Origin of the sequence: uncultured Kluyvera sp. (assembly GCF_902485085.1) — a bacterium.
Taxonomy (GTDB): domain Bacteria; phylum Pseudomonadota; class Gammaproteobacteria; order Enterobacterales; family Enterobacteriaceae; genus Kluyvera; species Kluyvera ascorbata.
On the sequence record NZ_CABTJS010000016.1, the window covers coordinates 17,693 to 39,206 of the forward strand.

A 21,514-nucleotide genomic window follows, 5' to 3' on the forward strand; every position below is an offset into this window, starting at 1 on the left:
CGAGCATAGCGAACCCGGGAAATGACACTTAATCCGAAAACAGAACCTAAGGCGACATTTATGTCGCCTTTTTTGTTATCCGTATTTAGCCTATAGCGCGTTATTATCTTTAGACTTCTTTACATTTGAACGGGCAAAAAAGTTTTTGTCTTTATATACTGAAGGTGAGCCCACGTTACGGGTCTTCGTATATTTAACAGGGGGCAAGGGATGTTGCTGAAAAAAGAAAATGGTCGTCGGTTGTCAGCGGTAAGTTTGTGTCTGGCAATGGCGTTTGCTCCACTGTTTACGGCTGTTGCAGGCGAGCCAGAACTGGTGCCGTCTGACAGTAGCGCACTGCCTGCAGAACCTTCTCCGGTACTGCTCCAGCCGGGCGCGCAATCGCCTGTGATGGCAAACCTTGTCGGTACTAAGCCACTGGCGGACGGCGCAGCGGCAAAAAGCCGTGCTGAGATCCAGTCGATACTGCCCGCTGGCTACCAACCCGTCTACATGAACCCGCTGGTAACGCTCTACGCTGCCCGCGAGATGAAACCGATGTGGGAGAACCGCGAGGCGGTTCGCGCTTTCCAGCAGCAGCTTGCGGAAGTGGCCATCGCCGGTTTCCAGCCACAGTTTACCCAATGGGTTGAACTGCTCACTAATCCTAACGTCAGCGGCATGGCGCGCGATGTCGTGCTCTCTGATGCGCTGATGGGCTATCTGCATTTTATCAGCGGTATCCCGGTTCAGGGTAATCGCTGGCTGTACAGCGATAAACCTTACACGCTGGCGACACCGCCGCTGTCGGTGATGAACAAGTGGCAGACGGCGCTGGATAATGGTTCGCTGGTGCCGTTTATTGCCTCACTTGCACCGAAGCATCCGCAGTATGCGGCGATGCATCAGGCGCTGTTAGCGCTGGTGGGGGATACCCGCCCTTGGCCTAAGCTGACGTCGACGGCGTCATTACGACCAGGTCAATGGAGCAGTGATGTTCCGGCACTGCGTGAAATCCTCCAGCGTAATGGCATGCTGGATACCAGTCCGGCGATCCCGTTGCCGGGTGATAACGTCGGCAAAACAAAAAAAGTGGCGAAAAGCGGGCCTGCGGCCTATGACCGTCAACTGGTTGATGCGGTTAAGCGGTTCCAGGCGGCGCAAGGTCTCGGCGCTGACGGGGTTATTGGTACCTCAACTCGCGACTGGCTGAACGTCTCTTCTGCCGAGCGTGCTGGCGTACTGGCGCTGAATATTCAGCGTCTGCGTCTGCTTCCTGGGAAAGTCTCTACCGGGATTATGGTGAATATTCCGGCATATTCGTTGGTCTATTACCTGAACGGTAATGAAGCGCTGGCCTCGCGCGTGATTGTCGGTCGTCCCGATCGCAAAACACCGATGATGAGCAGCGCGCTGAACAATGTGGTCGTCAACCCGCCGTGGAACGTACCGCCGACGCTGGCACGCAATGACATTCTGCCAAAGCTGCGCAATGACCCAGGTTATCTGGAACGCCATAACTATACCGTGCTGCGCGGCTGGAACAGTAAAGAAGCCATCGATCCGTGGCGCGTGGACTGGTCAACGATCACGCCGTCGAATTTGCCGTTCCGTTTCCAGCAGGCGCCGGGAGATCATAACTCATTGGGCCGCTATAAGTTTAATATGCCAAGCTCAGACGCTATTTATCTGCATGATACGCCTAACCATAATCTGTTCCAGAAAGATGCTCGGGCATTAAGTTCCGGATGCGTGCGGGTTAATAAAGCATCTGATTTAGCAAATATGCTGTTACAGGATGCCGGCTGGAATGACACGCGTATATCTGATGCGTTGAAGGAAGGTAATACCCGTTACGTTAATATCCGGCAGAATATTCCGGTTAATCTCTATTATCTGACCGCCTTTGTTGGCGCTGATGGTCAGACACAATATCGAACAGATATTTACAATTACGACGTTACGGCGCGATCCGGCGCACAAATTTTGCCAAAAGCGGAACAATTAATCAGATAAATGAAGTAGTTCAGGTAATGTAGTTGTCGAATAAAAAGCGTAGGGACCAGCCCCGAATGTCTGGGGTTGGCCTTTCTGCGCTACAGGCCGCCTTGACGCTGGCTTTGATGCCCGGTAAGGTGCAAGACGTGCGCCAGAAGTGCATATATTTCGATCACATTTACTGACTGTAGACCTGATTATCATGGACAAATTTGACGCTAATCGCCGCAAACTGCTGGCGTTAGGTGGGGTTGCGCTGGGCGCTGCCGCCATCTTACCCACGCCCGCGTTTGCGACCCTCTCGACCCCTCGTCCGCGTATTTTAACGTTGAGTAATCTACATACGGGTGAGTTGCTAAAAGCCGAATTTTTTGACGGCCGAGGCTATATTCAGGATGAATTAGCAAAACTAAACCATTTTTTCCGTGACTATCGCGCGAATAAAATAAAGAGCATCGATCCTTCTTTGTTTGATCAGCTCTATCGCCTTCAGGGATTATTAGGAACAAATAAGCCTGTGCAATTAATCTCCGGATATCGTTCCATCGATACCAATAATGAGTTGCGAGCGCACAGCAGTGGGGTAGCGAAAAAGAGCTACCACACGAAAGGTCAGGCAATGGATTTCCATATTGAAGGGATTTCGTTAAGTAATATACGCAAAGCAGCGTTATCTATGCGCGCAGGTGGTGTAGGATATTACCCTCGTAGCAACTTTGTGCATATTGATACCGGTCCGGTTCGGCACTGGTAACTCTACGCCCGACAGTTCAGGTTCACTGATGTATCTGAGCGGTGATGAGTATAAACAGGAGCAGCATGAATTATCGTATTATTCCGGTCACGGCGTTCGCGCAAAACTGTTCATTGATTTGGTGTGAGCAAACCAAACTGGCGGCCCTGGTCGATCCCGGCGGTGATGCTGAAACCATCAAACAGAAGGTCGCCGAAGCTGGCGTGACGTTGCAGCAAATTTTGCTGACCCATGGTCATCTCGATCATGTGGGTGCGGCGGCTGAACTGGCTCAGCATTATGGTGTGCCGGTTATCGGGCCGGAAAAAGAAGATGAATTCTGGTTGCAGGGTTTGCCGGCGCAAAGCCGGATGTTTGGCCTTGACGATTGTCAGCCGCTGACGCCAGATCGCTGGCTTAACGAGGGCGACACCGTCAGCGTAGGCAACGTGAAGTTACAGGTGCTGCACTGCCCTGGCCATACGCCGGGACACGTCGTGTTTTTTGATAACGAGGCACGACTGCTCATTTCCGGCGACGTGCTGTTTAAAGGCGGCGTAGGGCGCAGCGACTTCCCGCGTGGTGACCACGCGCAGCTGATTGATGCGATTAAGCGTAAACTGCTGCCGCTTGGCGATGACGTGAAGTTTATTGCCGGGCATGGGCCGATGTCGACGATTGGATACGAACGTCAACATAACCCGTTCCTGCAGGATGAACTTCCTGTCTGGTAAATAATAAAAAAGGCCGCTGATGCGGCCTTTTTTATGTCTATCCGGTAGCCCTGCGTCACTTCGTTCGGCCGGGCTACTCGAATTTTACAGCACGGCGACGATAGCTTCGCACAGCGGTGCCATGTTGTCTGGGGTCATCCCGGCAACGTTAATGCGGCCAGAGGCCACGGCGTAAACGCCAAATTCTTCACGCAGACGCAGAACCTGTTCTTTGGTCAGGCCGCTGAAGGAGAACATACCGTTCTGTTTGGTGATAAAGCTGAAGTCGCGGTTGGCACCTTTTTCTTGCAGCGTATTCACAAACAGCAGACGCATGCGCTGAATGCGTTGACGCATATCGGTCAGCTCCTGTTCCCAGATAGCGCGCAGGGCATCGTTGCTGAGAATGGTTGCGACAACGGATGCACCGTGAGCCGGTGGGTTGGAGTAGTTGGCGCGAATAACGGCTTTCATCTGGCTGAATGCGCGATCGGCAGTTTCCGCATCCGCGGTCACCAGCGTACAGGCACCCACGCGTTCGTTATAGAGACCAAAGTTTTTGGAATAGGAGCTCGCCACAATTAGCTCTTTGTGCAGTGCTGCAAACGCGCGCAGACCTTCTGCATCTTCTTCCAGACCGCGGGCAAAGCCCTGGTAAGCGAAGTCAAACAGCGGCAGCCAGCCTTTTTCAATAGAAAGCTGAGCCAGCTGTTGCCATTGCTCAAGCGTTGGATCAATGCCGGTCGGGTTATGGCAGCAGCCGTGGAACAGCACAACGTCGCCCGCCTGGGCTTCGTTCAGGCTTGCCAGCAGCGCGTCGAAATCTAACGCATGTTTTTCTGCGCTGTAATAGTTGTATTCACGTACTTCGAGGCCCGCAGCACCAAAGACGCTTTTGTGGTTCGGCCAGCTAGGGTTGCTGACCCAAACGCGCTTCACGTCGGTATTTTTAGCAAGGAAATCCGCCGCGACGCGCAGTGCGCCGGTACCGCCTGGGGTTTGCGCGGTGCGAGCACGCTTATCGCTAACGATAGGGCTACCTTTGCCAAACAGCAGTTCCTGCGTGCAGCGGCCAAACTCAGGAATACCATCAATGCCGAGATAGTTCTTGGTGGTTTCATTTTCCAGCAGATACTGTTCAGCTTTTTTTACGCTGGTCAGAACCGGCGTCTTCCCGGTTTCATCTTTATATACACCAATCCCGAGATTGATTTTGCTCGGGCGGTCATCGGCACGAAACAGATCGGCCAGGCCCAGAATCGGGTCGGCAGGGGCGGCTGTAATGTTCTCAAACATGACGAGGTTCCATTTATAAGTTCGGGGGAAATCCGCTATCAGGTTAACGGTAGATTTACAAAATGCCAACCGTTAGAGACTAAAAGCGCGAAGGTTTTCAAAAGATACGATCTTCATCTTAGGAACGTAAAAAAGCAGGACCGAGGTCCTGCTTTCTAGGCATTTACAAAGAGGGTGTGCTGATTAGAACTGGTAAACGATACCAACCGCAGCCTGATCGTCGGTCGCCAGACCGGATTCAGCTGAGTAAGTGTTGTCGTCCAGCAGGTTGAACTTGTACGCCGCGTAGACGTTCATGTTCTTGTTGAAGTAGTACCAGGTACCCACTTCGATGTATTTAACCAGATCAGCATCGCCGCCTTTGAAATCGCCACGAGCGATCAGGTCTTTACCTTTAGACTGTACGTAGCCGATGGATGGACGCAGGCCGAAATCGAACTGGTATTGAACCACAGCTTCAAAGTTCTGAGTTTTGTTCGCGAAGTTGTTGTCTGGCTCGCGAGTCATGTTCAGGGTTTCAGCGTACATTACTGCAGCGTAGACGTTGTTCGCGTCGTATTTAGCAGCAGTAGACCATGCTTCTGCTTTGCTACCGCCAGCGCTTGCCCAAGTGTGTGTTACGCCAGCAACAGTGGTGCTGCCTGGGTTAACCTGGTCGTTGGTACGGTCTGCAACTTCATAACCTGCGGCCAGCGCGATGCCGTTGCCGAAGTCATATTGTGCAGAGGTGCTGAAACCGTCGCCATTCGCTTTTGCGCCGTTACCGCCGTAACCAACATCTTTAACGGTACCGTCAGAGTTGAAGGTGGTAACTACTGGGTTGCTGCGCTCGTTTTTACCCTGGTACTGCAGCGCGAAGCTCAGACCATCAACCAGACCGAAGAAGTTGTTGTTACGGTAGGTCAGCAGGCCGGAAGAACGACCGTTCATGAAGTTGTCGGTAGCAGCCCAGGAGTCGCCGCCCCACTCAACCAACATATCGGTGTAAGCTGCGACGTCGTAGATAGCGCCGTAGTTACGACCGTAGTCCAGAGAACCCGCATCGCCAAATTTCAGACCAGCGAACGCCAGACGAGTTTTGGTGCCCTGGGAGCCTTCCGCGTTGGAGGCGTCCATGTTGTATTCCCACTGACCGTAACCCACCAGCTGATCGTTGATCTGAGTTTCGCCTTTGAAACCGATACGTGCATAGGTGGTGTCGTCGCTGGCGGTGTCACCGTTGGTGGTCCAAATGTGCTCACCAACTGCTTTACCGTAGAAGTCCAGTTTGTTGGCATTCTTGTTATAGATTTCAGCAGCATTAGCTGCGCCAGCTACCAGCAGGGCAGGGATTACCACTGCCAGGATATTACGCTTCATCATTATTTATTACCCTCATTAGGTTTTTTTTTATAGACACTCGCCACTGCCGCCAATTACTTCCGTAAATAAAAATTTACGGAACTATTGATGATAGTTTGGTGTCTTTATGTGTCTGAGAGGCATCTTTCCATCCAAAACGTTCTTCCGCCAGCCTGAAAATGCTACAAACATCGAGAATGAGTAAGCAAAAGAAATTATGTGTAACATTTTGTGAATTTTAAGGAACTTTGTGAACTATCTCAAAGTTCTGATACAGGTGCGGGAGAATTGAACCGTTCCTTATCTATCAATATGAATTTCTTATCTTTTATTTGTATAACACCTTTTCTTATCACCAATGTATGCGACGCAAACTTTTTGCTATGGCCATTTTTAGCCATCCGGATAGCTGTGTGTTTGTTCAATAAATATGCTAAGGGATTAGTGAAATCTGAACTGCAATAGTTTATAGGCTAAATTTCGTACAGAGTTGTTGCAATGACATGGGTTGTAACAAACGTCACCAGGGAGGGGGTTGATGTTTAATTTTGTTAAATTTAAAAAAGGTTTCTTTACAGTTGCCGGCAAAAAAAGGCCAGCGCGATGGCTGGCCTTTAGCAGACAATAAACTTAGAACGTAGCGCTGCGTGGCGTTCTTGGGAATGGGATAACGTCACGAACGTTCTGCACGCCGGTAACGTAAGCGATCAGACGCTCGAAGCCCAGACCAAAGCCAGAGTGTGGAACGGTGCCGTAGCGACGCAGGTCGCGGTACCACCAGTAGTCTTCTTTATTCAGACCCATTTCAGCCATACGCGCATCCAGAACGTCCAGACGCTCTTCACGCTGAGAACCACCGATGATTTCGCCGATGCCCGGAGCCAGAACATCCATTGCGGCAACGGTTTTCCCGTCGTCGTTCAGGCGCATATAGAACGCTTTAATCTCTTTCGGATAGTTTTTCACAACGACCGGCGCTTTGAAGTGTTCTTCGGCCAGATAACGTTCGTGTTCAGAAGAGAGATCCACGCCCCAGTAGACTGGGTTTTCAAACTGCTTACCGCAGTTTTCCAGAATGGTCACGGCATCGGTGTAATCCACCTGCGCGAAATCGGCGGTCACGAAACGTTCCAGGCGGTCGATGGCATCTTTATCTACGCGCTCAGCGAAGAACTTCATGTCGTCCGCGCGTTCGGTCAGCACAGCGTTGAAGACGTACTTCAGCATCGCCTCTGCCAGACGGGCGTTATCCTCCAGATCAGCGAATGCCACTTCCGGCTCCAGCATCCAGAACTCTGCCAGGTGGCGGCTGGTGTTGGAGTTTTCCGCGCGGAAGGTTGGGCCGAAGGTGTAGATTTTCGACAGCGCACAGGCATAGGTTTCGCCGTTCAGCTGGCCGGAAACGGTCAGGAAGGCTTCTTTGCCGAAGAAATCTTTGTCGTAATCGACTTTGCCCTGATCGTTACGCGGCAGGTTTTCCATATCCAGCGTGGAAACGCGGAACATTTCACCTGCGCCTTCGGTATCGGAAGCGGTAATCAGCGGGGTAGAAACCCAGAAGAAACCTTGCTCATCGAAGAAACGATGCAGCGCCTGCGCCAGCGTATGACGTACGCGGGCAACTGCGCCAATCAGGTTGGTACGTGGACGCATATGCGCGACTTCACGCAGATACTCGATGCTGTGGCGTTTTGCCGCCATCGGGTAGGTGTCCGGATCTTCAACCCAGCCGGTCACTTCAATGCTGGAAGCCTGAATTTCAAAGCTCTGACCTTGACCCTGAGAGGCGACGATCTTGCCGGTGACAATCACGGAGCAGCCGGTGGTCAGACGCAGCACTTCCTGATTGTAATTGGGCAGAGAATTATTAATAACGGCCTGTACAGGATCAAAGCAGGAACCGTCATAGACGGCGAGGAAGGAAAAGCCAGCTTTTGAATCTCGGCGGGTACGTACCCAGCCGCGCACGGTGACTTCGCTGTCAACGGCTACGCGGCCCTGGAGTACGTCGGCTACAGGCACAACGCTCATAATAGTCTCTCTATTCGTAGTCCAATAAAAAAATCGTTTTCCCCGGAACGGCGGGGGGATATCTATGTTACCTGTCATCTTCTATCAGACAAGCAGAATTAGCATCGAGAAGGGCTGTTTTCAGAAATAAATAAAGAAGAAGGGAGCCATGTGGCTCCCTTTGGTGATTAACTCGCCTTTTTGATCTGCGGAAGATCAAATGCTTTACGTAAAGCGCGAACAAACGCTTTATCGTGACAGATAGTTTTACCTGGGCTGTCAGAGAGTTTTGCCACCGGTTTGCCGTTGCACTCCACCAGCTTAATAACAATATTTAGCGGTTTAACCTGAGGAATATCACAGGTCAGGCGGGTACCGATGCCAAAGCTCAAATTGATGCGCGACGAGAAATGGCGATATAGCTCGACGGCTTTGGTTAAGTCGAGGTTATCAGAGAACACCAGCACTTTACTCAGCGGATCGATGCCGAGTTTTTTATAGTGCTTAATGGCTTTCTCGCCCCACTCAAACGGGTCGCCAGAATCATGGCGCAGCCCCTGGTAACGGGTGGCGAATTCCGGGCCAAAATCACGCAGGAAGGCGTCCATAGTAATACAGTCGGTTAATGCGATGCCGAGCTGGTCTGGATACTCTTCAAGCCAGGCGGCCAGGGCGGCGCGCTGGCTGGTGGCGAGATCGGGGCTGATTTGCTGATGCGCCTGGAACCATTCGTGCGCCTGCGTCCCCATTGGGGTGAGCGACAGACGACGCGCCAGGTCGTAGTTGCTGGTGCCGGTAAACCAGGATTCCTGCTGCAGGCGGCCCACAATGGCCTCCTGAACTTCACGGGAGAAGCGGCGGCGGGTACCAAAATCCATCAGCTTGAAAGCGGACATATCAATGTCGGCAGTCAACTGGTTAAAGTCGACGAGCTTACGCTCCAGCATTTCCAGCGCCTGTGGCACGCCGTTTTCCGGCGAGCGGTAGTGATGAACTATCTCGCTAATCACCGCCAGCAGCGGGACTTCCCACATGATAACTTCGCGCCACGGGCCCTCAAGGCGAATATTCAGCTTGCCGTTATCGTTGGTGACGGTGACCTGCTGCGGATCGTAGCGAAAATCACGTAGCCAGTTCAGGTAATCCTGTTTAAAGAAAGGAAGTCCGGAGAGCCAGTGGTATTCGTCATCCTGCAGGGTGAGTGAACGCATGGCTTCGACTTGTTCGCGAATAGCGTCAGCATAAATGCCCAGCAGATCGTCACCACGGCAGCGGAATTCAGCCGCTACGTTTACGTCGTAGTAGTGGTGAAACACAGCCTGCTGCATATGCAGTTTGTAGGCATCTGTGTCTAGCAGCGAGTGCAGCACAGGAGAAGCGAATTGTGTCATGGTGCGCAGTAGCATCCTCTCACAGGAGCGTTTAGTACAATAAACAACAGGGGAGAATCGCTGGAGTATACCTTGTTTATCGATTTATTGAACCCCGATCACACCATAAGGCACGAAGAGTCACCATGGCGTTTTGTGCGGTGTGTTACGCAAATGTATCATTTTTCCCTATTTGACTGGAAAAGATGAAGATTCTGCGTAGCGCGTTTAACACAACAGGAATAGACTGGAGGTGACATTTACAAAAGATGCTAAAGGTTTTTTATGACACAACAGCCCCAAGCCAAGTACCGCCACGACTACCGTGCGCCGGACTACCTGATTAGTGATATTGACCTGGCCTTTGACCTGGATGCCGCAAAAACCATCGTGACCGCGGAAAGCCAGGTTTCCCGCCACGCAGCGTCTGATGTACCGCTACGTCTGAACGGTGAAGATTTAACCCTTATCTCCCTTCACGTTAACGGCGAGCCGTGGGACAACTATAAAGAAGAAGATAACTACCTGGTTATTGCTGGCCTGCCAGAACGTTTCACGCTGAAGATTGTGAATGAAATCAGCCCAGCGGCGAATACGGCGTTAGAAGGGCTGTATCAGTCTGGCGAAGCGCTGTGCACCCAGTGTGAAGCAGAAGGCTTCCGCCACATTACCTGGTATCTTGACCGCCCGGACGTGCTGGCGCGCTTTACCACCAAAATTACCGCTGATAAAACCAAATATCCGTTCCTGCTCTCTAACGGCAACCGCGTTGCCGAGGGTGAGCTGGAAAATGGCCGTCACTGGGTACAGTGGCAGGATCCGTTCCCAAAACCATGCTACCTGTTTGCGCTGGTAGCCGGTGATTTTGACGTACTGCGTGATACCTTCAAAACGCGTTCTGGTCGTGAAGTGGCGCTGGAGCTGTTCGTTGACCGCGGCAACCTGGACCGCGCGCCGTGGGCGATGACCTCGCTGAAAAACTCCATGAAGTGGGATGAAGATCGCTTCGGCCTCGAGTATGACCTCGACATCTATATGATTGTCGCCGTCGACTTCTTTAATATGGGCGCGATGGAGAACAAAGGGCTGAACGTCTTTAACTCCAAATACGTGCTGGCGCGTACCGATACCGCAACGGATAAAGACTATCTCGACATTGAACGCGTGATTGGCCACGAGTATTTCCACAACTGGACCGGTAACCGCGTTACCTGCCGCGACTGGTTCCAGTTGAGCCTGAAAGAAGGCCTAACCGTTTTCCGTGACCAGGAATTCAGCTCTGATTTAGGTTCACGCGCCGTGAACCGCATCAGTAACGTGCGCACCATGCGCGGCCTGCAGTTTGCGGAAGACGCGAGCCCGATGGCGCACCCAATCCGTCCGGACAAAGTTATCGAAATGAATAACTTCTATACCCTGACGGTGTATGAGAAAGGGGCAGAAGTTATCCGCATGCTGCACACCCTGCTGGGTGAGACCAACTTCCAGAAAGGCATGCAGCTGTACTTCGAACGTCACGACGGCAGCGCCGCAACCTGTGATGACTTCGTGCAGGCGATGGAAGACGCGTCCAACGTTGACCTGTCTCATTTCCGCCGCTGGTACAGCCAGGCCGGTACGCCGATTGTCAGCGTGCATGACGACTACAACCCGGAAACCGAGCAGTATACGTTGACCATCCGTCAGCGTACGCCAGCGACCGCTGAGCAGGATGAAAAATTCCCGCTGCATATTCCGTTCGACATTGAACTGTACGATAACGAAGGTAAAGTGATCCCGCTGCAGAAAGACGGGCACCCGGTGCATCACGTGCTGAATGTGACCCAGGCCGAGCAGACCTTTGTTTTCGATAACGTCTACTTCCAGCCGGTACCATCGTTACTGCGTGAATTCTCAGCGCCGGTGAAACTGGAATATAAATGGAGCGATCAGCAACTGACGTTCCTGATGCGTCATGCACGTAATGACTTCTCTCGCTGGGATGCGGCGCAGAGCCTGCTCGCAAACTATATCAAGCTGAACGTTGCCCGCCATCAGCAGGGCCAGCCGCTGTCGCTGCCGGTCCACGTGGCCGACGCGTTCCGCGCGATTCTGCTTGATGAGCACATTGACCCGGCGCTGGCGGCTGAAATCCTGACGCTGCCATCAACGAGCGAAATTGCCGAACTGTTCGAGATTATCGATCCTATCGCCATTGCCGCGGTGCGCGAAGCGCTGACCCGTACGCTGGCGACTGAACTGGCCGATGAATGTCTGGCGGTTTATAACGTCAACAAGCTCGACAGCTATCGCGTAGAGCATGCCGACATTGGCAAGCGTTCGCTGCGCAATACCTGCCTGCGCTACCTGGCGTTTGGTGACCGTGAGCTTGGCGATAAGCTGGTGAGCGATCAGTACCATAATGCCGATAACATGACGGATGCGCTGGCGGCGCTGTCTGCTGCCGTGGCGGCTGAACTGCCATGCCGCGACGCGCTGATGCAAGAGTATGATGACAAATGGCATCATGACGGGCTGGTGATGGATAAATGGCTGATTCTGCAGGCAACAAGCCCGGCGGATGACGTGCTGGCAACGGTACGTAAGCTGCTGAACCACCGCTCATTCAGCATGAATAACCCGAACCGTATTCGTTCACTGATTGGTGCCTTTGCGGGCAGCAACCCGGCGGCGTTCCATGCGGCAGACGGTAGCGGCTATCAGTTCCTGGTAGAAATGCTCACCGTGCTGAACAGCAAAAACCCGCAGGTGGCTTCGCGTCTGATTGAGCCGTTGATCCGCCTGAAACGTTACGATGCGAAGCGTCAGGCGTTAATGCGTGCCGCGCTGGAACAGCTGAAAGGGTTGGAAAACCTGTCCGGCGATCTGTACGAGAAGATTGCGAAAGCATTAGCCTGATACGTAGCCCGGACGAGGCGTTAACGCCGACTCCGGGATTTTCTCGGCGTCGCGTTGCTCGGCCGGGCTACTTTATCGATACAAACAAAAACGCCGCTGGGTTATCCCTGCGGCGTTTTTTTTATCAAACATGTTCGGTGAGTCGTGCGGCACTTAACGTGGGAACCTGGATGTCCCGCCGATGCAATGCCTGCCAGAATGTCTCCAGCGCGCTGTCCAGTCGCGTGTGCAGATTCGGGCTGAACTGGGGCTTATGCTGATAATCGGTCACCTGGCTATCATCGGCAAAGACGCCCTGTAGGATCTCCTGGGCCTTCAACGCATTGAGCACTGGTTTCAAGGCGTAATCCACCGCCAGCATATGCGCCACCGTGCCGCCGGTTGCCAGTGGCAGCACGACTTTGCCTTCAAGCGCACGCTCAGGCAGCAGATCCAGCAGCGCTTTTAATGCGCCAGCGAACGATGCCTTATAGACCGGCGTGGCGATAATCAAGCCATCGGCGTGCGCCAACTGCTCGGTTAAGGTTTGCAGCGCGGGACTGTCAAAGCGGGCGTGAAACAAATCTTCGGGGTCGAAGTTCTGCAAATGCCAATGAAAAACTTCAACGTCGGCGGCAGAGAGTTTCTCCCGGGCATACTCCAGCAGGGCGCTGGAGCGAGAAGGAAAACGGGGGCTGCCTGCTAAAGTAATGACGCGCATGGTCTCTCCTTATAACTAAAAACAAACATTAATCTAAAATTGATAACATTTGCATCAGTGTGTCAGAGGGGAAACCCAAGGCGAAATACTTTTTCTGATGATGAATTACCAGAAAATGCATATGCGGAGTGACGTAGGGGTTGAATAGCGGGAAAACGATTGCGTTTTTTTTGCCATAGGTCAATTCCATTTTTGAGCGTTATCGCACATAATACGCCCCCGGTTTGCACACCGGGAATCCAGGAGAGTTCATGTACTATCCCTTCGTTCGTAAAGCACTTTTTCAGCTCGATCCAGAGCGCGCTCATGAATTAACGTTCCAACAATTACGTCGCGTCACCGGCACCCCGCTGGAAGCACTCGTGCGTCAAAAAGTACCGGAAAAACCGGTGACCTGCATGGGGCTGACGTTTAAAAATCCGCTGGGTCTGGCCGCAGGTCTGGATAAAGACGGCGAATGTATTGATGCCTTAGGGGCGATGGGATTCGGCTCTATTGAGATTGGAACCGTCACGCCGCGTCCACAGCCGGGTAACGACAAGCCACGCTTGTTCCGCTTGGTCGATGCCGAAGGGTTGATCAACCGCATGGGCTTCAATAACCACGGTGTTGATAACCTGGTCGAGAACGTAAAAAAAGCGCATTTCGACGGAATTCTGGGTATTAATATTGGTAAGAATAAAGATACGCCAGTAGAGCAGGGCAAAGATGACTATCTGATTTGTATGGAAAAAATCTACGCTTATGCGGGCTATATTGCGATTAATATCTCCTCACCAAATACCCCAGGGCTGCGTACGCTGCAATATGGTGATGCGCTTGACGATCTCCTTTCCGGTATTAAAAATAAGCAATCTGAACTTGAACAAAAGCATCATAAATATGTTCCAGTGGCGGTGAAGATCGCGCCGGATCTTTCTCATGAAGAGTTGATCCAGGTGGCCGATAGTTTAGTTCGCCATAATATTGATGGGGTGATTGCGACCAATACCACATTGGATCGCTCTCTGGTTCAGGGGATGAAAAATTGCGATGAAATGGGTGGTTTAAGTGGTCGTCCATTACAATTAAAGAGCACCGAAATTATTCGTATGCTGTCAGCCGAATTAAAAGGCCAATTACCTATTATTGGCGTTGGCGGTATCGACTCGGTGATTGCCGCGCGCGAGAAGATGGCAGCCGGTGCGTCTCTGGTACAGATTTATTCCGGTTTTATTTTTAAAGGCCCGCCGCTGATTAAAGAAATCGTTACCCACATCTAGTATTTTTCCCAGTATTGTGATCCAGGGCTTTATTTCCGGCCCTGGTTGCATTATATTCCCGTATTGTTGCTTATTTAAACATATTGGTCTTTTATTATTTAAGGCAAAGTAACGCAGCGGAAGAACAGACAATGCATTGGATGCGAATATGATGGGAGAGAAAAATGCGAATTAAACCTGATGATAACTGGCGTTGGTATTATGATGAAGAGCACGATCGAATGATGCTCGATTTAGCCAATGGTATGTTGTTTCGTTCGCGTTTTGCTCGCCGAATGTTAACGCCCGATGCTTTTGCGCCAACCGGTTTTTGCGTTGACGATGCCGCGCTTTATTTCTCCTTTGAAGAAAAATGCCGTGACCTTGTGCTCTCGAAAGAACATCGTGCTGAGCTGATTCTTAATGCCCTCGTCGCCATTCGCTTCCTCAAACCCCAAATGCCGAAGAGCTGGCATTTCCGCGCGCATGAAGATAGCTGGTCTCCGGTGACCGGTGATGCTGCAGCCGTTTGGTTAAGTGACGATGACAGCCAGGTGAATTTGCTGGTGGTTGAGCCAGGCGAAAACGCCGCGCTATGCCTGCTAGCACAGCCTGGGCTTGTATTGGCCGGGCGCACTATGCAGCTTGGCGACCCTATCAAAGTGATGAACGACAGGCTGCAACCTCAGCCGGGGCTGGACGGTTACAGCCTGGAACAGGCGGTTTAAAGCTTCAGCTTCAGTGCGGTTTTCGGCACACAGCTACAGCTAAGAATCGTACCATCGTTAGCTATCGCACTCTTTTTCAGCGGGCTCACTTCTCCGTCCAGCAGCGTCACGCGGCAGCTGCCGCAGATACCCGCCCGGCAGGAGTAGGGGACGCGAATACCCTGTTGCTCTAGCTGTTCCAGTAAGATCTGTTGATTATTCCCGGTAAAGGTACTGCCTTCCCAGTCAATCTCCACGAGCGCATCCCGCTGCATCTGCGGGGCCAGCGCCTCGTCGCTTTTCCCTGCACCGTACACGATGGCCGGGCCGGTGGTGAGAATTTCCACTTCATCGCCCACGCGAACCACGCCGCTGTTGCGGGCAATCAGGTTTTGACCGAAATCCACATCGCCGTTGGCGGGGTTAGTGCGAAATGACTGTAGCGTGCTCAGTGGTTCTGCTGCCGGGTGTTTTTGCCCTTTTTCTGGGCTGATAGTAGTGAAGATACAGCGGCTGCATGGCTTCACGACATCGAAGACCACGTCGCCAATGCGTAGCGTCTTCCAGCTGTCTTCTTCCCAGGCCTGCGCGCCGGTGACCACCAGATTAGGGCGGAACTGTTCCATGCGAACACTGGCGCGGCAGCGCTGTTGCAGGTCGCGCAGCGAAGCTTCGTTGGTGAGCAGGAACGGAAAACCATCGGCGAATGAGAGCGGCACCGCATCGTGGCGCTTAACGCGACGGGTGAGGTCATCACCCAGCCAGCGAAGCTGGACATCGCGTTTAAAGAACGGCGTGAGCCACTGATTGATGGCGTCAGGCGCAATACGCGAGGTAAAATGGTTGCCCCAAACTTCGGTTGGCGACGGCTGACCGATGAAATCCGCAAAACGGACTAACGCACTGCTGCCGTCGGGCGCGGTGAGGTGTAAACCATCGTGAAGGACCGCAGGGGTAAAGCGCACCATCGCCGGGAACTGACGGGCGGTAATAAAGGTGCCATCAGGCTCGGTGATCATGAAAATGCGGTCAAACGCCATCCCGCTAATATCGGCAAAGGCGTGCGTAAGCCCGATGCCGCGCATAGATTTCACCGGATGTATAAAAAGCCGCGATAATGTAGCCACAACGCTGTCCCTGAGTCGAAAATAAGCCTTTAACTTTATGACATGGGGCGCAGATTGGCTATAATGCGCAACAATTTTCTGCGAGTAAAAGTGACGATATGAATTCTCTGTTTGCCAGTACGGCCCGTGGGCTGGAAGAGCTGTTAAAAACTGAACTGGAAGGCCTGGGCGCCCAAGAGTGCCAGATTGCCCAGGGCGGCGTCCATTTCCAGGGCGATACGCAGCTTCTGTACAAAAGCCTGATGTGGAGCCGCATGGCGTCGCGCATCATGATGCCGCTGGGAGAATGTAGCGTCTGGAGCGATCTCGATCTTTACCTTGGCGTACAGGCTATTGACTGGACCGCTATCTTCACCCCGGATGCTACCTTTGCGGTGAGCTTCGGCGGCCTGAACGATAGCATTCGTAACAGCCAGTATGGTGCGTTGAAGGTAAAAGATGCGATCGTCGATGCCTTTACGCGCAAAAATCTACCGCGTCCTAACGTCGATCGCGACAATCCGGATCTGCGTATTAACGTACGCCTCAACAAAGAGACCGCCTATATCTCTCTCGATCTGAGCGGCGAAGGCCTACACCTGCGCGGCTACCGCGATCGTACCGGTATGGCGCCGATCAAAGAGAACCTGGCGGCCGCTATTGTCATGCGTTCCGGCTGGGTGCCGGGCACGCCGCTTCTCGACCCAATGTGTGGTTCCGGCACGCTGCTGATTGAAGCAGCAATGTGGGCGACTGACCGTGCACCAGGGCTGCATCGCGGCCATTGGGGCTTCAGCGGTTGGGCACAGCATGACGACGCGGTCTGGAAAGAGGTCAAAGCTGACGCCCAGACTCGCGCCCGTGCCGGCCTTGCCGCCTATGAATCTCGCTTCTTTGGTTCCGACATCGACAGCCGTGTCGTTGAGCTGGCGCGAAGCAACGCCCGCCGTGCGGGGATTGGCGAGCTTATCACCTTTGAAGTGAAAGACGTGGCGCAGCTGACCAATCCGCTGCCGAAAGGCCCTTACGGTACCGTTATCAGCAACCCGCCATACGGCGAACGTCTGGAAAGTGAACCGGCGTTGATTGCGATGCACAGCCTGCTCGGCCGCAATATGAAAAACCATTTTGGCGGCTGGAACCTGTCGCTGTTTAGCGCTTCTCCTGAGCTGTTAAGCTGCCTGCAGCTGCGCGCTGAGCGTCAGTTTAAAGCCAAAAACGGCCCGTTGGACTGCGTACAGAAAAACTACCATCTGACCGAAACCACTGGCGAGAAGCCTGCTTCTCTGGCAGAAGATTACGCCAACCGTCTGCGTAAAAATCTGAAGAAATACGAAAAGTGGGCGAAACAGGAAGGGATTGAATGCTACCGCCTGTACGACGCTGACCTGCCGGAATACAACGTGGCCGTTGACCGCTACGCCGACTGGGTAGTGGTGCAGGAATATGCGCCGCCAAAAACCGTCGATGCCAATAAAGCGCGTCAGCGTCTGTTTGATATTATCGCCGCGACCATCGCCGTGCTCGGTATTGCGCCGAACAAGCTGGTGCTGAAAACCCGTGAACGTCAGAAGGGTAAAAACCAGTATCAGAAGATGAACGAGAAGGGCGACTTCATGCAGGTGAGCGAATACAACGCGCGCCTGTGGGTCAACCTGACCGATTACCTCGATACCGGTCTGTTCCTCGACCACCGCATTGCCCGCCGCATGCTGGGTGAGATGAGTAAAGGCAAAGACTTCCTGAACCTCTTCTCCTATACCGGCAGCGCTAGCGTGCACGCGGGTCTGGGCGGCGCGCGTTCGACCACTACCGTGGATATGTCGCGTACCTATCTGGAGTGGGCGGAGCGTAACCTGCGCCTTAACGGCTTAACCGGTCGCGCGCATCGTCTGATGCAGGCGGACGTGCTGGCGTGGCTGCGCGATACCGATGAACAGTTCGACGTTATCTTTATCGATCCACCCACCTTCTCAAACTCCAAACGTATGGAAGATGCGTTTGACGTTCAGCGCGATCATCGGCGTCTGATGAAAGATCTGAAACGTCTGCTGCGTAAAGGCGGCACCATCATGTTCTCCAACAACAAACGCGGTTTCCGTATGGACCACGATGGTCTGGCTGAACTGGGACTGAAAGCACAAGATATTACCCAAAAAACACAGTCTCAGGATTTCGCCCGTAACCGTCAGATCCACAACTGCTGGCTGATTACCGCGGCCTGAAAGGAATAAAGAATGTCATTAATTAGTATGCATGGTGCCTGGCTGTCGTTCAGCGATGCGCCGCTTCTTGATAATGCAGAGCTGCATATCGAGGATAACGAGCGCGTCTGTCTGGTCGGCCGTAACGGCGCGGGCAAATCCACGCTGATGAAGATCCTCAACCGTGAGCAGGGTCTGGACGACGGTCGTATTATTTACGAACAGGATCTGGTTGTGGCGCGTCTGCAGCAGGATCCACCACGTAACGTGCAGGGCAGCGTCTACGACTTTGTCGCCGAAGGTATCGAAGAGCAGGCGGTATATCTCAAACGCTATCATGATATCTCGCACCTGGTGATGACCGATCCAAGCGATAAAAACCTGCAGGAGCTGGCGAAGGTTCAGGAACAGCTGGATCACCACGGTCTGTGGCAGTTGGAAAACCGCATCAACGAAGTGCTGGCACAGCTGGGCCTGGAGCCGGATATGGAGCTGGCGGCGTTGTCCGGCGGCTGGCTGCGTAAAGCCGCATTAGGTCGTGCGCTGGTTAGCGCGCCACGCGTACTGCTGCTCGACGAACCGACGAACCACCTGGATATTGAAACTATCGACTGGCTGGAAGGCTTCCTGAAGACCTTCAAAGGTACGATTATCTTTATCTCCCACGACCGTTCCTTTATCCGCAATATGGCGACCCGTATTGTCGATCTCGATCGCGGCAAGCTGGTGACCTATCCGGGTAACTACGACCAGTACCTGCTGGAGAAAGAAGAAGCGCTGCGCGTTGAAGATCTGCAAAACGCCGAGTTCGATCGCAAGCTGGCACAGGAAGAAGTGTGGATCCGCCAGGGCATCAAAGCACGTCGTACCCGTAACGAAGGCCGCGTGCGCGCGCTGAAAGCGATGCGTAACGAACGCAGCGCTCGCCGTGAAGTGATGGGTAGCGCGAAAATGCAGGTCGAAGAAGCATCTCGCTCCGGCAAAATCGTCTTCGAGATGGAAGACGTTAACTACCAGGTTAACGGCAAAGTGCTGGTGAAAGACTTCTCGGCGCAGGTTCAACGCGGCGACAAAATTGCGCTGATTGGCGCGAACGGATGCGGTAAAACTACGTTGCTGAAGCTGATGCTGGGCCAGTTAGAAGCTGACAGCGGGCGTATTCACGTCGGCACCAAGCTGGAAGTGGCCTATTTCGATCAGCACCGCGCTGAGCTGGACCCGGATAAAACGGTGATGGACAACCTCGCCGAAGGAAAGCAGGAAGTGATGGTTAACGGTAAGCCTCGCCACGTGCTGGGCTATCTGCAGGACTTCCTGTTCCACCCGAAACGCGCGATGACCCCGGTTCGTGCGCTGTCCGGTGGTGAACGTAACCGCCTGCTGCTGGCAAGATTATTCCTGAAGCCAAGTAACCTGTTGATTCTTGATGAACCAACCAACGACCTGGATGTCGAAACGCTCGAACTGCTTGAAGAGTTGATTGATGGTTACCAGGGTACCGTCATGCTGGTTAGCCACGATCGTCAGTTTGTTGATAACACCGTGACCGAATGCTGGATCTTCGAAGGTGAAGGCCGTATTGGTCAATATGTCGGCGGCTATCACGACGCGCGCGGTCAACAATCGCAGTCACGGGCGCAAAAACAGACGACCGAGAAAAAAAGCGCGGAAGTAGCTCAGCCAAAAGCAGAAACTGTCAAACGAGCCAGTGCCAAACTAAGCTATAACCTGCAGCGCGAATTAGAGCAGCTACCGCAGAAGCTGGAAACGCTGGAAGCGAACCTTGAGGCGTTACAGACTCAAGTTGCCGATGCGTCCTTCTTCAGCCAGCCTCACGACCATACCCAAAAGGTATTGGCCGATATGGCTCAGGCTGAGCAAGCGCTGGAAGAAGCGTTTGAGCGGTGGGAATATCTCGAAGCATTAAAAAACGGCGCCTGATTGAGGAGTATTCATGTGCGATCAACATCATGCTGCGCAGCATATCCTATGTCCACAATGTGACATGCTGGTGGCGTTGCCGCACCTTGAACACCGACATAAGGCGAACTGCCCACGCTGTGGTACGACGCTAACCACCGCGTGGGATGAGCCCCGTCAGCGTCCGACGGCCTATGTTCTGGTCGCGCTTTTTATGCTGGTGTTGGCGAACCTGTTTCCCTTCATCAGTATGAATGTGGCGGGGGTCAGTAGTGAAATTGAGCTGCTGGAAATCCCGGGTGTTATGTTCTCGGAAGACTACGCCAGCCTTGGCACTTTCTTCCTGCTGTTTGTCCAGTTGGTACCTGCATTCTGTCTGATAACCATCCTACTGTTGGTTAACCGGGTGCGTATGCCGCTCCGGCTGAAGGTGGTTCTGGCGCGCATTCTGTTCACGCTAAAAACCTGGGGGATGGCGGAAATTTTCCTCGCCGGGGTATTGGTGAGCTTTGTGAAGCTGATGGCTTACGGCGATATTGGTGTCGGCAGCAGCTTCTTGCCCTGGTGCCTTTTCTGCCTGTTACAGTTGCGTACCTTACAATGCGTTGATCGTCGCTGGCTGTGGGACGATATTGCCCCGATGCCAAAACTTGAACAGCCGCTGAAACCCGGCGTGACCGGCATTCGTCAGGGGTTACGCTCCTGCGCGTGCTGTACGGCGATTTTACCGGCCGACCAGCTTGAGTGCCCGCGCTGTCACAGCAAAGGCCACGTCCGGCGCAAAAACAGTCTGCAGTGGACGATGGCGCTGCTGGTGACATCGATTCTGCTTTATCTCCCAGCCAATATTCTGCCTATCATGATTACCGATTTATTGGGCGATAAGATGCCGTCGACCATTCTTGCCGGGGTCGTGTTGCTGTGGAGTGAAGGGTCGTATCCCGTGGCGATGGTCATTTTCCTCGCCAGTATTATGGTGCCGACGCTGAAGATGATCGCCATCGCCTGGCTATGTCTGGATGCGAACGGCATGAAGCGTAAACATCGGGACAGCGAACGAATGCACCTGATTTATGAAGTGGTGGAGTTTGTTGGTCGCTGGTCGATGATCGACGTCTTTGTTATCGCAGTACTTTCAGCCCTGGTACGTATTGGGGGCTTAATGAATATCTATCCGGCGATTGGTGCGCTGATGTTTGCGCTGGTCGTCATAATGACCATGTTCTCGGCAATGACATTTGATCCGCGTCTTTCGTGGGATCGGGAACCTGAATCAAGCCATGAGGAGTCGTAAAAGC

Annotated in this window: 15 protein-coding genes; 9 read left to right on the plus strand and 6 right to left on the minus strand. The window is 53.0% G+C overall.

Annotated features, from left to right (window positions below; genetic code table 11):
• The first annotated feature begins 210 nt into the window (after nucleotides 1-210).
• The 3 genes from ldtD to RDN66_RS03115 all read left to right on the plus strand — a co-directional run bounded on the left by ldtD (nucleotide 211) and on the right by RDN66_RS03115 (nucleotide 3,444).
• On the plus strand, nucleotides 211-1,995 hold the full coding sequence (ldtD, locus tag RDN66_RS03105) for a L,D-transpeptidase (RefSeq protein ID WP_202216130.1): 1,785 nt from the start codon (nucleotides 211-213) through the stop codon (nucleotides 1,993-1,995).
• Between the two features lie 184 nt (nucleotides 1,996-2,179).
• Nucleotides 2,180-2,731: a YcbK family protein gene (locus RDN66_RS03110; RefSeq protein WP_123651308.1), complete on the plus strand. Its 552-nt coding sequence runs from the start codon at nucleotides 2,180-2,182 to the stop codon at nucleotides 2,729-2,731.
• A 65-nt stretch (nucleotides 2,732-2,796) separates the two neighbouring features.
• Complete coding sequence (locus RDN66_RS03115) at nucleotides 2,797-3,444, plus strand: MBL fold metallo-hydrolase (protein ID WP_035892418.1); 648 nt, start codon at nucleotides 2,797-2,799, stop codon at nucleotides 3,442-3,444.
• 84 nt (nucleotides 3,445-3,528) lie between these two features.
• Here RDN66_RS03115 and RDN66_RS03120 read toward each other — a convergent pair whose 3' ends face one another.
• The 4 genes from RDN66_RS03120 to pncB form a co-directional block, all read right to left on the minus strand.
• Nucleotides 3,529-4,719, minus strand: a complete 1,191-nt coding sequence (locus RDN66_RS03120) for an amino acid aminotransferase (RefSeq protein WP_035892417.1) — start codon at nucleotides 4,717-4,719, stop codon at nucleotides 3,529-3,531.
• A 183-nt stretch (nucleotides 4,720-4,902) separates the two neighbouring features.
• On the minus strand, nucleotides 4,903-6,081 hold the full coding sequence (locus RDN66_RS03125) for a porin (protein ID WP_115074628.1): 1,179 nt from the start codon (nucleotides 6,079-6,081) through the stop codon (nucleotides 4,903-4,905).
• Between the two features lie 609 nt (nucleotides 6,082-6,690).
• Complete coding sequence (gene asnS / locus RDN66_RS03130; RefSeq protein WP_035892415.1) at nucleotides 6,691-8,091, minus strand: asparagine--tRNA ligase; 1,401 nt, start codon at nucleotides 8,089-8,091, stop codon at nucleotides 6,691-6,693.
• Between the two features lie 167 nt (nucleotides 8,092-8,258).
• Nucleotides 8,259-9,461, minus strand: coding sequence for a nicotinate phosphoribosyltransferase (gene pncB / locus RDN66_RS03135; protein ID WP_035892414.1), 1,203 nt, complete (start codon nucleotides 9,459-9,461; stop codon nucleotides 8,259-8,261).
• Nucleotides 9,462-9,725: 264 nt separating this feature from the next.
• On the opposite strand from pncB, the gene pepN reads away from it, so the two are divergent.
• Nucleotides 9,726-12,338 carry an aminopeptidase N gene (gene pepN / locus RDN66_RS03140; RefSeq protein ID WP_308537544.1) on the plus strand — a complete coding sequence of 871 codons (2,613 nt, stop codon included), beginning with the start codon at nucleotides 9,726-9,728 and terminating at the stop codon, nucleotides 12,336-12,338.
• Between the two features lie 124 nt (nucleotides 12,339-12,462).
• On the opposite strand, the gene ssuE is transcribed toward pepN, so the two are convergent.
• On the minus strand, nucleotides 12,463-13,038 hold the full coding sequence (gene ssuE, locus RDN66_RS03145; protein WP_035892412.1) for an NADPH-dependent FMN reductase: 576 nt from the start codon (nucleotides 13,036-13,038) through the stop codon (nucleotides 12,463-12,465).
• A 251-nt stretch (nucleotides 13,039-13,289) separates the two neighbouring features.
• On the opposite strand from ssuE, the gene pyrD reads away from it, so the two are divergent.
• Together pyrD and zapC are read left to right on the plus strand one after the other, a co-directional pair.
• A complete protein-coding gene (gene pyrD, locus RDN66_RS03150) occupies nucleotides 13,290-14,300 on the plus strand; it encodes a quinone-dependent dihydroorotate dehydrogenase (RefSeq protein WP_035892411.1) in 1,011 nt (336 codons plus the stop codon).
• A 164-nt stretch (nucleotides 14,301-14,464) separates the two neighbouring features.
• Nucleotides 14,465-15,007: a cell division protein ZapC gene (gene zapC / locus RDN66_RS03155; protein WP_035892410.1), complete on the plus strand. Its 543-nt coding sequence runs from the start codon at nucleotides 14,465-14,467 to the stop codon at nucleotides 15,005-15,007.
• Here zapC and RDN66_RS03160 read toward each other — a convergent pair.
• Nucleotides 15,004-16,113, minus strand: coding sequence for a YcbX family protein (locus tag RDN66_RS03160; RefSeq protein ID WP_308537545.1), 1,110 nt, complete (start codon nucleotides 16,111-16,113; stop codon nucleotides 15,004-15,006). The genes zapC and RDN66_RS03160 overlap by 4 nt on opposite strands.
• A gap of 98 nt (nucleotides 16,114-16,211) precedes the next feature.
• On the opposite strand from RDN66_RS03160, the gene rlmKL reads away from it, so the two are divergent.
• From rlmKL to pqiA, 3 genes are read left to right on the plus strand one after another with little or no spacing between them, the layout of a single operon-like run.
• Nucleotides 16,212-18,317, plus strand: coding sequence for a bifunctional 23S rRNA (guanine(2069)-N(7))-methyltransferase RlmK/23S rRNA (guanine(2445)-N(2))-methyltransferase RlmL (rlmKL, locus tag RDN66_RS03165; RefSeq protein WP_202216127.1), 2,106 nt, complete (start codon nucleotides 16,212-16,214; stop codon nucleotides 18,315-18,317).
• Between the two features lie 12 nt (nucleotides 18,318-18,329).
• Nucleotides 18,330-20,237, plus strand: a complete 1,908-nt coding sequence (locus RDN66_RS03170; RefSeq protein ID WP_308537546.1) for an ABC transporter ATP-binding protein — start codon at nucleotides 18,330-18,332, stop codon at nucleotides 20,235-20,237.
• Nucleotides 20,238-20,250: 13 nt separating this feature from the next.
• Nucleotides 20,251-21,510 (plus strand): membrane integrity-associated transporter subunit PqiA, encoded by a 1,260-nt coding sequence (gene pqiA, locus RDN66_RS03175; RefSeq protein WP_035892405.1) that lies wholly within the window; start codon nucleotides 20,251-20,253, stop codon nucleotides 21,508-21,510.
• The last annotated feature ends 4 nt before the right edge of the window (nucleotides 21,511-21,514 follow it).

What these genes read in the sequence shown, in the direction of transcription:
- pncB (WP_035892414.1), bottom strand. Translation starts at nt 9,461, where the DNA reads ATGACACAATTCGCTTCTCCTGTGCTGCACTCGCTGCTAGACACAGAT.
- ssuE (WP_035892412.1), bottom strand. Translation starts at nt 13,038, where the DNA reads ATGCGCGTCATTACTTTAGCAGGCAGCCCCCGTTTTCCTTCTCGCTCC.
- RDN66_RS03110 (WP_123651308.1), top strand. Translation starts at nt 2,180, where the DNA reads ATGGACAAATTTGACGCTAATCGCCGCAAACTGCTGGCGTTAGGTGGG.
- ldtD (WP_202216130.1), top strand. Translation starts at nt 211, where the DNA reads ATGTTGCTGAAAAAAGAAAATGGTCGTCGGTTGTCAGCGGTAAGTTTG.
- zapC (WP_035892410.1), top strand. Translation starts at nt 14,465, where the DNA reads ATGCGAATTAAACCTGATGATAACTGGCGTTGGTATTATGATGAAGAG.
- pyrD (WP_035892411.1), top strand. Translation starts at nt 13,290, where the DNA reads ATGTACTATCCCTTCGTTCGTAAAGCACTTTTTCAGCTCGATCCAGAG.
- asnS (WP_035892415.1), bottom strand. Translation starts at nt 8,091, where the DNA reads ATGAGCGTTGTGCCTGTAGCCGACGTACTCCAGGGCCGCGTAGCCGTT.
- RDN66_RS03115 (WP_035892418.1), top strand. Translation starts at nt 2,797, where the DNA reads ATGAATTATCGTATTATTCCGGTCACGGCGTTCGCGCAAAACTGTTCA.
- pepN (WP_308537544.1), top strand. Translation starts at nt 9,726, where the DNA reads ATGACACAACAGCCCCAAGCCAAGTACCGCCACGACTACCGTGCGCCG.
- rlmKL (WP_202216127.1), top strand. Translation starts at nt 16,212, where the DNA reads ATGAATTCTCTGTTTGCCAGTACGGCCCGTGGGCTGGAAGAGCTGTTA.
- RDN66_RS03120 (WP_035892417.1), bottom strand. Translation starts at nt 4,719, where the DNA reads ATGTTTGAGAACATTACAGCCGCCCCTGCCGACCCGATTCTGGGCCTG.
- pqiA (WP_035892405.1), top strand. Translation starts at nt 20,251, where the DNA reads ATGTGCGATCAACATCATGCTGCGCAGCATATCCTATGTCCACAATGT.
- RDN66_RS03170 (WP_308537546.1), top strand. Translation starts at nt 18,330, where the DNA reads ATGTCATTAATTAGTATGCATGGTGCCTGGCTGTCGTTCAGCGATGCG.
- RDN66_RS03125 (WP_115074628.1), bottom strand. Translation starts at nt 6,081, where the DNA reads ATGATGAAGCGTAATATCCTGGCAGTGGTAATCCCTGCCCTGCTGGTA.